This window comes from Streptomyces parvus (genome assembly GCF_014648875.1).
Lineage (GTDB): Bacteria > Actinomycetota > Actinomycetes > Streptomycetales > Streptomycetaceae > Streptomyces > Streptomyces parvus.
On sequence record NZ_BMRY01000014.1, the window covers coordinates 173,497 to 183,916 of the forward strand.

At 68.6% G+C, this 10,420-nt stretch carries 9 protein-coding genes; 7 read left to right on the top strand and 2 right to left on the bottom strand.

Annotated elements, in window-relative coordinates; all coding sequences use genetic code 11:
- The first annotated feature begins 307 nt into the window (after nucleotides 1–307).
- Genes IE140_RS32195 through IE140_RS32210 form a run of 4 tightly spaced genes read left to right on the top strand, consistent with a single transcriptional unit; the run spans nucleotide 308 to nucleotide 5,210 of the window.
- A complete protein-coding gene (locus IE140_RS32195) occupies nucleotides 308–2,521 on the top strand; it encodes a polyribonucleotide nucleotidyltransferase (protein WP_093444516.1) in 2,214 nt (737 codons plus the stop codon).
- Nucleotides 2,518–3,897 carry a M16 family metallopeptidase gene (locus IE140_RS32200; RefSeq protein WP_128807943.1) on the top strand — a complete coding sequence of 460 codons (1,380 nt, stop codon included), beginning with the start codon at nucleotides 2,518–2,520 and terminating at the stop codon, nucleotides 3,895–3,897. Before IE140_RS32195 ends, IE140_RS32200 begins: the two co-directional genes overlap by 4 nt.
- Before the next feature lie 17 nt (nucleotides 3,898–3,914).
- Complete coding sequence (dapB, locus tag IE140_RS32205; protein ID WP_032770039.1) at nucleotides 3,915–4,667, top strand: 4-hydroxy-tetrahydrodipicolinate reductase; 753 nt, start codon at nucleotides 3,915–3,917, stop codon at nucleotides 4,665–4,667.
- A gap of 9 nt (nucleotides 4,668–4,676) precedes the next feature.
- Complete coding sequence (locus IE140_RS32210; protein WP_150195904.1) at nucleotides 4,677–5,210, top strand: tetratricopeptide repeat protein; 534 nt, start codon at nucleotides 4,677–4,679, stop codon at nucleotides 5,208–5,210.
- A gap of 91 nt (nucleotides 5,211–5,301) precedes the next feature.
- Here the strand turns inward: IE140_RS32210 and IE140_RS32215 are convergent, their stop codons facing one another.
- Together IE140_RS32215 and IE140_RS32220 are read right to left on the bottom strand one after the other, a co-directional pair.
- Nucleotides 5,302–5,853, bottom strand: coding sequence for an SCO5741 family PH domain-containing membrane protein (locus IE140_RS32215; protein WP_093444512.1), 552 nt, complete (start codon nucleotides 5,851–5,853; stop codon nucleotides 5,302–5,304).
- A gap of 109 nt (nucleotides 5,854–5,962) precedes the next feature.
- Nucleotides 5,963–6,202, bottom strand: coding sequence for a hypothetical protein (locus tag IE140_RS32220; RefSeq protein ID WP_093444511.1), 240 nt, complete (start codon nucleotides 6,200–6,202; stop codon nucleotides 5,963–5,965).
- Nucleotides 6,203–6,398: 196 nt separating this feature from the next.
- Between IE140_RS32220 and thyX the strand changes: the two genes are divergently transcribed.
- The 3 genes from thyX to IE140_RS32235 all read left to right on the top strand — a co-directional run bounded on the left by thyX (nucleotide 6,399) and on the right by IE140_RS32235 (nucleotide 10,009).
- On the top strand, nucleotides 6,399–7,136 hold the full coding sequence (gene thyX / locus IE140_RS32225; protein ID WP_006128002.1) for an FAD-dependent thymidylate synthase: 738 nt from the start codon (nucleotides 6,399–6,401) through the stop codon (nucleotides 7,134–7,136).
- 151 nt (nucleotides 7,137–7,287) lie between these two features.
- Nucleotides 7,288–8,187 (top strand): 4-hydroxy-tetrahydrodipicolinate synthase, encoded by a 900-nt coding sequence (gene dapA, locus IE140_RS32230; protein WP_006128003.1) that lies wholly within the window; start codon nucleotides 7,288–7,290, stop codon nucleotides 8,185–8,187.
- A 136-nt stretch (nucleotides 8,188–8,323) separates the two neighbouring features.
- On the top strand, nucleotides 8,324–10,009 hold the full coding sequence (locus tag IE140_RS32235) for a ribonuclease J (protein ID WP_010072342.1): 1,686 nt from the start codon (nucleotides 8,324–8,326) through the stop codon (nucleotides 10,007–10,009).
- Nucleotides 10,010–10,420: the final 411 nt, after the last annotated feature.

Below are 10,420 nucleotides of genomic sequence, written 5' to 3' on the forward strand. Positions count from 1 at the left end.
ACCGCTCCCTTTGCCGTACGTGCAGGACCGGTGTCAAGCTCAGTAACCTGGGTGCAGCGACACCCGCAGGACGCAGGACCCAGCACGACCCGCACGACCCGCGCGACGAACACGCGCGACCCGCAAGAACGAGCACGAACGAGGGAGAGGCGCTACGACGCCGCCGCCGGTCCTCGGTAGTGGCCCCCGGGAACATGCCCGGGAGCTTCGATCGAAGACCGGCCCGCATCCACGGTGCGCCTCTCCCGTACCGTCCCGCGCCACACGGGCGCGCGGACGAAAGACGACGAGTATGGAGAAACCACTAGTGGAGAACGAGACCCACTACGCCGAGGCCGTCATCGACAACGGCACCTTCGGCACCCGCACCATCCGCTTCGAGACGGGCCGCCTGGCCAAGCAGGCCGCCGGCTCCGCCGTCGCGTACCTGGACGACGACACCATGGTGCTGTCGGCCACCACCGCTTCCAAGCGGCCCAAGGACAACCTCGACTTCTTCCCCCTCACGGTGGACGTCGAGGAGCGGCAGTACGCGGCCGGCAAGATCCCCGGCTCCTTCTTCCGCCGCGAGGGCCGCCCCTCCGAGGACGCGATCCTCACCTGCCGACTGATCGACCGCCCGCTGCGCCCGTCCTTCAAGAAGGGCCTGCGCAACGAGATCCAGATCGTCGAGACGGTCATGGCGCTCAACCCCGACCACCTGTACGACGTGGTCGCGATCAACGCCGCCTCCTGCTCCACCCAGCTCGCGGGCCTGCCCTTCTCCGGCCCGATCGGCGCCACCCGCGTCGCCCTGATCAAGGGCCAGTGGGTCGCCTTCCCGACGCACACCGAGCTCGAGGACGCCGTCTTCGACATGGTCGTCGCCGGTCGTGTCCTGGAGGACGGCGACGTCGCGATCATGATGGTCGAGGCCGAGGCCACCGAGAAGACCATCCAGCTTGTCAAGGACGGCGCCGAGGCTCCCACCGAGGAGGTCGTCGCCGCCGGTCTGGAAGCGGCGAAGCCCTTCATCAAGACCCTCTGCAAGGCGCAGTCGGACCTGGCGTCCAAGGCCGCCAAGCCCGAGGGCGACTTCCCGGTCTTCCTGGACTACCAGGACGACGTCCTGGACGCGCTGGCCAAGGCCGTCACGCCCGAGCTGAAGCAGGCGCTCACCATCGCCGGCAAGCAGGAGCGCGAGACCGAGCTGGACCGCGTCAAGGAGATCGCCGCCGAGAAGCTCCTCCCGGAGTTCGAGGGCCGCGAGAAGGAGATCTCCGCCGCGTACCGCGCGCTGACCAAGAAGCTGGTCCGCGAGCGCGTCATCAAGGACAAGGTCCGCATCGACGGCCGTGGCGTCACGGACATCCGTACGCTCGCCGCCGAGGTCGAGGCCATCCCGCGCGTGCACGGCTCGGCGCTGTTCGAGCGTGGCGAGACCCAGATCCTGGGCGTCACCACCCTCAACATGCTCCGGATGGAGCAGCAGCTGGACACCCTCTCCCCGGTGACCCGCAAGCGCTACATGCACAACTACAACTTCCCGCCGTACTCCGTCGGTGAGACCGGCCGCGTGGGCTCGCCCAAGCGTCGCGAGATCGGCCACGGCGCGCTCGCCGAGCGCGCCATCGTGCCGGTCCTGCCGACCCGCGAGGAGTTCCCCTACGCGATCCGCCAGGTCTCCGAGGCGCTGGGCTCCAACGGCTCGACGTCCATGGGCTCGGTCTGCGCCTCCACCATGTCGCTGCTGAACGCCGGTGTGCCCCTCAAGGCCGCCGTCGCCGGTATCGCCATGGGCCTGATCTCGCAGGAGATCGACGGCAAGACCCACTACGTCGCCCTCACCGACATCCTCGGTGCGGAGGACGCCTTCGGCGACATGGACTTCAAGGTCGCCGGTACGAAGCAGTTCGTGACCGCGCTCCAGCTCGACACCAAGCTCGACGGCATCCCCGCCTCGGTCCTGGCCGCCGCGCTGAAGCAGGCCCGTGACGCGCGTCTGCACATCCTGGACGTCATGAACGAGGCCATCGACGTCCCGGACGAGATGTCCCCGAACGCCCCGCGGATCATCACCGTCAAGATCCCGGTGGACAAGATCGGTGAGGTCATCGGCCCCAAGGGCAAGATGATCAACCAGATCCAGGAGGACACCGGCGCCGACATCACGATCGAGGACGACGGCACCATCTACATCGGTGCCCAGCAGGGCTCGCAGGCCGAGGCCGCCCGCGCCACGATCAACGCGATCGCCAACCCGACCATGCCGGAGGTCGGCGAGCGCTACCTGGGTACGGTCGTCAAGACCACCACCTTCGGTGCGTTCGTCTCGCTCATGCCGGGCAAGGACGGCCTGCTGCACATCTCGCAGATCCGCAAGCTCGCCGGTGGCAAGCGCGTGGAGAACGTCGAGGACGTGCTCGGCGTCGGCGCCAAGGTCCAGGTCGAGATCGCCGAGATCGACTCCCGCGGCAAGCTCTCCCTCATCCCCGTCATCGAGGGTGAAGAAGACGAGAAGAAGGACGACACCGACAAGTGACGTCCCGTAGTTCCGCGACGACGGCCCGCACCTCCTCGGAGGGGCGGGCCGTCGCCCGTACCCAAACGCTTCTCAAGGGCAGCAACGGCATCGGAACGGTCCGCCGGACCGTCCTCCCCGGCGGTCTGCGGATCGTCACCGAGACCCTGCCCTCCGTCCGGTCCGCCACCTTCGGCATCTGGGCGAACGTCGGCTCCCGCGACGAGACGCCCACCCTGAACGGCGCGACCCACTACCTCGAACACCTCCTCTTCAAGGGCACCGCCAAGCGCACCGCCCTCGACATCTCCTCCGCCATCGACGCGGTCGGCGGCGAGATGAACGCCTTCACGGCGAAGGAGTACACCTGCTACTACGCGCGGGTCCTCGACACCGACCTGCCGCTGGCCATCGACGTCGTCTGCGACATGCTGACCGGCTCGCTGATCGCCCCCGAGGACGTCGACGCCGAGCGCGGCGTCATCCTCGAAGAGATCGCGATGACGGAGGACGACCCGGGCGACTGCGTGCACGACCTGTTCGCGCACACCATGCTCGGCGACACCCCCCTCGGCCGCCCCGTCCTCGGCACCGTCGACACGATCAACGCCCTGAACCGGGGCCAGATCGCCCGCTTCTACAAGAAGCACTACGACCCCACACACCTGGTCGTCGCCGCCGCGGGCAACGTCGACCACGCGACGGTCGTACGCCAGGTCCGCCGCGCCTTCGAGAAGGCCGGTGCCCTCTCCCGTACGGACGCGGTGCCCATGGCGCCCCGCGAGGGCTCCCGCACCCTGCGCGCCGCAGGCAAGGTCGAGCTGCTGAACCGCAAGACCGAACAGGCCCACGTGGTCCTCGGCATGCCCGGCCTCGCCCGCACCGACGACCGCCGCTGGGCCCTCGGGGTCCTCAACACGGCCCTCGGCGGTGGGATGAGCTCGCGCCTCTTCCAGGAGGTACGGGAGAAGCGGGGCCTTGCCTACAGCGTGTACTCGTACACCTCGGGCTTCGCCGACTGCGGCCTCTTCGGCGTCTACGCCGGCTGCCGGCCCAGCCAGGTCCACGACGTCCTGAAGATCTGCCGCGACGAACTGGACCGGGTCGCCACGCACGGCCTGGACGACGACGAGATCACCCGCGCCATCGGCCAGCTCTCCGGCTCCACCGTCCTCGGCCTGGAGGACACCGGCGCGCTGATGAACCGTATCGGCAAGAGCGAACTGTGCTGGGGCGAGCAGATGTCGGTCGACGACATGCTGGCCCGTATCGCGGAGGTCACTCCCGACGACGTACGGGAAGTGGCGGGCGAACTCCTCTCCCGGCGCCCCTCGCTCTCGGTCATCGGCCCGCTCAAGGACAAGCAGGCGGACCGCCTGAACGAAGCGGTCTCCTAATCCCTTAAGGAATCACAATGAGCAAGCTGCGCGTAGCCGTTCTCGGTGCTCAGGGCCGTATCGGCTCCGAGGCCGTCCGGGCGGTCGAGGCCGCCGACGACCTGGAGCTGGTGGCGGCCCTGGGCCGGGGCGACAAGCTGGAGACCCTCGCCGAGGCGGGCGCCCAGGCCGTCGTCGAGCTGACCACCCCCGCATCGGTGATGGGCAACCTCGACTTCTGCGTCCGGCACGGCATCCACGCCGTCGTCGGCACCACCGGCTGGACCGACGAACGGCTCGCGCAGCTGACCACCTGGCTGGACAACTCCCCGGGAACCGGGGTCCTGATCGCCCCGAACTTCTCCATCGGCGCGGTCCTGACCATGAAGTTCGCGGAGCAGGCCGCCCGCTGGTTCGAATCCGTCGAGGTCGTCGAACTCCACCACCCCAACAAGGTCGACGCCCCTTCCGGCACCGCCACCCGCACTGCCCAGCTCATCGCGGCGGCCCGGGCCCAGGCCGGCAGCGCACCCCAGCCGGACGCCACCACCACCGCCCTGGACGGCGCGCGCGGCGCGGACGTCGACGGCGTCCCGGTCCACGCGATCCGGCTCCGCGGCCTGCTGGCCCACCAGGAAGTCCTGCTCGGCGGCGAGGGCGAGACCCTCACCATCCGCCACGACTCGCTCCACCACAGCAGCTTCATGCCGGGCATCCTGCTCGGCGTCCGCCGCGTGGTGACCACTCCCGGCCTCACGTTCGGCCTGGAACACTTCCTCGACCTGAACTGACGGGCCCCCATGCGCGCGAAGATCACCTACATCATCACGGCCGCCGTCCTGGTCTTCTACTTCTTCCTCGTCGGCAGCCGCGGCGTCATGCTCATCCGGCACGGCACGCCGGTCACGGTCACGTTCGGCGTCGCCGTGCTGATCCTGCCGGTGATCGGCGTCTGGTTCCTGTGGAAGAACACCCAGTTCGTCCGCCGCGCCAACGCGCTCGCCGCCGAGCTGGACGCCGAGGGCGGCCTCCCGGTCGACGACCTGCCCCGCGCCCCGTCCGGCCGCATCGAGCGGGACGCCGCCGACGCGGTCTTCACCAAGCGCCGCGAGGAGACCGAGGACGCCCCGGACGACTGGCGCACCTGGTTCAGGCTGGCGGTCGCCTACCAGGACGCGAGGGACACCCCCAGGGCCCGCAAGGCCATGCAGAGGGCCATCGCGCTGCACAAGTCCAGGCCGAGCGCCCCCTCAAGCCCGACCGTGCCCACGCGCCCGAGCGGTGAGCCCGCACCTTCGAGCCCGGCCGCACCTTCCAGCCCGTCCGGCGCTTGAGGACATCTTTCCCGCCGTACGCACGTGAGCCCGGGACCCCACAAGGGCCCCGGGCTCACTTACTCACACACGGACGGCGACAGCCAACGACTCACCCGAGCCGATACTCGTCCGCCCAGGCCTCCACCGCATCCGTGGCCCGCTCGAACGCCTCCTCGCGCCCGAGGAAATCCGCGTTGTGGTCGGTGGCCAGCGGCGACAGCGTCTCACCGCTCCGCCGGACCACGACAAGCGCCTGGCCCTGGACCGTACGGGGAAAGCCCATCCACTTCACGGGCTGCTGGACCGTGCGAACCGCCGAGGCCTCGTTCCAGGCCACGGTGACGGTCCGGAAGAAGCCGACGCGCCGCACACCGTGACGGCTGACCCACGCACCGACCCGCAGCAACCGCAGGGCGGCGGCGATCACGACGCCGGCCAGCGCCAGACACACCGTGGCGCCCGAAGGCGCTCCGGCCACACCGATGATCATGGCCGCGAGCAGAACGAACGAGGCCAGCAACAACAGGGTGGCCGCCGCCGCGACCCGCCACGGACCGGGGCGGTAGGGCCGCCGCCAGCTGTCGTGGTCGTCGAACGGCAGCGCGACGTCCTCCGCGCTCGCGTCGAATGCGCGGTCGGCCGTCAGAAAGGGCAGGGGCACGACTCATCCTCACTCACAAGCACGCTCGATTGCTGTGCCCGGTGAGGCTACCGAGGCATCCCCCGGCCCGACCACCCCAGGGGGTCCGTACGAGTCAGCGACCCACGGCTCAACGCCCCTGAGACGCGGTGGACTGCTTGCCGTGCCCCGCGGACTGCTCCGAGTCGAGCGCCGGGAGACCCAGCAGCAGGGAGCCCACGAGCCCGGCGACCACGGTCAGCCCGACGAGGGACCGCCCCAGCAGCTCGGGAACGGTGGCGCGGGCGGCGGGTGGAGGAGTGACATTACTGCGGAACCGCTCGGACTCGGCGACGAACGAGAACGGGACGGCTTCACGCCGGCGGAACATGAGGAAACTCTCCTTGATCTGCATGACGGGTGCTGCTATTGAGTCAGACGTACGACAGCCCGAATCGGTGCCCGAATCGCCGTACTTGTTGGGGGAACTGCACGAACGGCTGCCCGAGACCGCGACGTACATGCTCGGTCCTCCGGCCCGTAAAGTGGTCGCCGCCCGAGCGACGCCCCTGGAAGGACCCCCGTCGGTGACCGACACCCCCGAACCCGCCAAGCCCCACTTCCGCAGTGACGTCACCGTCGAGCTGGTGAAGAGCGACGCGCGCGACGCGGACGTGCTGTTCGCCGCCCGGGTCTCCACCGCCGGCGAGCAGTCGCTCGAAGAGGTCACCAAGGACCCCGAGCGCTCCAAGGGACTCATCAACTACCTCATGCGGGACCGGCACGGCAGCCCGTTCGAGCACAACTCGATGACGTTCTTCATCAGCGCCCCGATCTTCGTCTTCCGCGAGTTCATGCGGCACCGCGTCGGCTGGTCGTACAACGAGGAATCGGGCCGCTACAGGGAGCTGGAGCCGGTCTTCTACGTCCCCGGAACCTCCCGCAAGCTGGTCCAGCAGGGCCGCCCCGGCAAGTACGAGTTCGTCCAGGGCACCGAGGAGCAGTACGACGTCACGACCCGTGCCATGGAGGAGTCCTACCGGGCCTCCTACGAGGCCTACCAGGAGATGCTGGCGAAGGGCGTGGCCCGCGAGGTCGCCCGCGCGGTCCTCCCCGTCGGTCTCTTCTCCTCGATGTACGCCACCTGCAACGCACGCTCGCTGATGCATTTCCTCGGCCTGCGTACCCAGCACGAGCTGGCGAAGGTGCCGTCCTTCCCGCAGCGCGAGATCGAGATGGTCGGCGAGCAGATGGAAACCCACTGGCAGCAGCTGATGCCGCTGACTCATGCCGCCTTCAACAAAAATGGACGGGTCGCCCCATAGGTGGTGTCCGTATTGCGGCGTTTCGAGAAGTTCATCTAGGCTGATCAAACGGACCCGGCACTGCTTGAACCCCCGAGCAGGCAGTGCCGGGCTCCTCTTCCCCGTCCCCCGAGGGGACCCCGCGCGCTGAGCAGCGAGTAGCGTGTTACCCATGGCTCCGATCTCCACTCCGCAGACCCCCTTCGGGCGGGTCCTCACCGCTATGGTCACGCCCTTCACGGCGGACGGCGCTCTCGACCTCGACGGCGCCCAGCGGCTCGCCGCCCACCTGGTGGACGCAGGCAATGACGGCCTGATCGTCAACGGCACCACCGGTGAGTCCCCGACCACCAGTGACTCGGAGAAGGACCAGCTCGTACGAGCGGTCCTCGAAGCCGTAGGAGACCGGGCCCACGTCGTCGCCGGTATCGGCACCAACGACACCCGCCACAGCGTCGAGCTCGCCCGGACGGCCGAGCGCACCGGTGCCCACGGCCTGCTCGCCGTGACGCCGTACTACAACAAGCCGCCGCAGGAGGGCCTCCTCCGCCACTTCACGGCCATCGCCGACTCCACCGGCCTCCCCGTGATGCTGTACGACATCCCCGGCCGCAGCGGGGTCCCGATCGACACGGAGACCCTCGTCCGGCTGGCCGACCACCCGCGGATCGTCGCCAACAAGGACGCCAAGGGCGACCTGGGCCGCGCCAGCTGGGCCATCGCCGAATCCGGCCTCGCCTGGTACTCCGGCGACGACATGCTCAACCTGCCGCTCCTCTCGGTCGGCGCGGTCGGCTTCGTCTCCGTCGTCGGCCACGTGGTCACCCCCGAGCTGCGCGCCCTGATCGAGGCGCACCTGAGCGGCGACGTCCAGAAGGCCACCGAGATCCACCAGAAGCTGCTCCCGGTCTTCACCGGCATGTTCCGCACCCAGGGCGTCATCACCACGAAGGCCGCCCTGACTCTCCAGGGCCTCCCGGCGGGCCCCCTGCGCCTGCCCCTCGTCGAGCTCACCGCCCAGGAGACGGCCCAGCTCAAGATCGATCTCGCCGCCGGCGGGGTAGAGCTCTGATCACAGACTTCACAACTGAACAGCCGAACAGGCGAGGCGACTCGCCAGGGCACCACCCAAGACAACAGCAAGTGCACGAATGACATGCGCGCCACGTGCCTCAGCGGTACGTGGCGTGCGTGGTAAGGAGAGTCTTTTGAGTCATCCGCACCCTGAACTCGGTACCCCGCCGAAGCTCCCGAAGGGCGCCCTGCGGGTCACCCCGCTCGGCGGCCTGGGCGAGATCGGCCGCAACATGACGGTCTTCGAGTACGGCGGCCGCCTGCTCATCGTCGACTGCGGCGTCCTCTTCCCCGAGGAGGAGCAGCCGGGCATCGATCTGATCCTGCCCGACTTCACCACGATCCGGGACCGTCTGGACGACATCGAGGGCATCGTCCTCACGCACGGCCACGAGGACCACATCGGTGGTGTCCCGTATCTGCTGCGCCTGAAGCCGGACATCCCCCTCATCGGCTCGAAGCTGACCCTCGCGCTCATCGAGGCGAAGCTCCAGGAGCACCGCATCCGCCCCTACACCCTTGAGGTGCAGGAAGGGCAGCGGGAGCGCATCGGCGTCTTCGACTGCGAGTTCATCGCGGTCAACCACTCGATCCCGGACGCGCTGGCCGTCGCCATCCGCACCCCCGCGGGCATGGCCGTGGCCACCGGTGACTTCAAGATGGACCAGCTTCCGCTGGACGGCCGTCTCACCGACCTGCACGCGTTCGCACGCCTCAGCGAGGAGGGCATCGACCTCCTCCTCTCCGACTCCACGAACGCCGAGGTCCCCGGCTTCGTGCCGCCGGAGCGGGACATCTCCAACGTCCTGCGCACGGTGTTCGCGAACGCCCAGAAGCGCATCATCGTGGCGAGCTTCGCCAGCCATGTGCACCGCATCCAGCAGATCCTGGACGCCGCCCACGAGTACGGCCGCCGGGTCGCCTTCGTCGGCCGCTCGATGGTCCGCAACATGGGCATCGCCCGTGACCTGGGCTATCTGAACGTTCCCGCCGGCCTGGTCGTCGACGTCAAGACCCTCGACGACCTCCCGGACGACGAGGTCGTGCTGGTCTGCACGGGTTCGCAGGGCGAGCCGATGGCGGCCCTCTCCCGGATGGCCAACCGCGACCACCAGATCCGGATCGTGCCCGGCGACACGGTGATCCTGGCGTCGTCCCTCATCCCCGGCAACGAGAACGCGGTCTACCGCGTGATCAACGGTCTGACCCGCTGGGGCGCCAACGTCGTCCACAAGGGCAACGCCAAGGTCCACGTCTCGGGCCACGCCTCGGCCGGCGAGCTGCTGTACTTCTACAACATCTGCAAGCCGAAGAACCTGATGCCGGTCCACGGCGAATGGCGCCACCTGCGGGCCAACGCCGAACTGGGCGCCCTCACCGGCGTGCCGAAGGACCACATCGTCATCGCCGAGGACGGCGTGGTCGTCGACCTCATCGACGGCAAGGCCAAGATCGTCGGCAAGGTCCAGGCCGGTTACGTCTACGTCGACGGCCTCTCCGTCGGAGACGTCACCGAGACCTCCCTCAAGGACCGCCGCATCCTCGGCGACGAGGGCATCATCTCGGTGTTCATCGTGGTCGACAGCTCCTCGGGCAAGATCGTGGGCGGCCCCCACATCCAGGCCCGCGGCTCCGGCATCGACGACAACGCGTTCGCCGGCGTCACCCCGAAGATCCAGGAAGCCCTGGACAAGTCGGCGCAGGACGGCGTGATGGAGCCCCACCAACTCCAGCAGATGGTCCGCCGCACGGTCGGCAAGTGGGTGTCCGACACCTACCGCCGCCGCCCGATGATCCTTCCGGTCGTCGTCGAGGTCTGACCCTCACGACCGCCTGACCTGGAGCGGGGCCCTCGATTTGCATCGGGGAGCCCCGCTCCAGTACGTTTACGTCTCCGCCTGAACGGGAAGCACGGCGCGCACTCGTGCGCCCGAAGCACCCTTCACGGGGCGGGAATTCCGACTCAGAATCTCTGATAAAGTCGGGTCCGCCGAAAGGCAAGGCCACTCCACTGGCCACCGGAAATCGAATTCGGACCGGAAACGGTACGAAAAAGAGTCTGGTAAAGTTGGAACCGCCGGAAAGGGAAAACGCGAAAGCGGAGAACCTGGAAAGCGAAACTGCACGGCCCGCTTCGACCGGGAATCGGACACGAAAGAGTCTGATAGAGTCGGAAACGCAAGACAGCAAGACAAAGAAGTAAAACGAAGGGAAGCGCCCGGAGGGCCCCG

What these genes read in the sequence shown, in the direction of transcription:
- IE140_RS32210 (WP_150195904.1), top strand. Translation starts at nt 4,677, where the DNA reads ATGCGCGCGAAGATCACCTACATCATCACGGCCGCCGTCCTGGTCTTC.
- dapA (WP_006128003.1), top strand. Translation starts at nt 7,288, where the DNA reads ATGGCTCCGATCTCCACTCCGCAGACCCCCTTCGGGCGGGTCCTCACC.
- dapB (WP_032770039.1), top strand. Translation starts at nt 3,915, where the DNA reads ATGAGCAAGCTGCGCGTAGCCGTTCTCGGTGCTCAGGGCCGTATCGGC.
- IE140_RS32220 (WP_093444511.1), bottom strand. Translation starts at nt 6,202, where the DNA reads ATGTTCCGCCGGCGTGAAGCCGTCCCGTTCTCGTTCGTCGCCGAGTCC.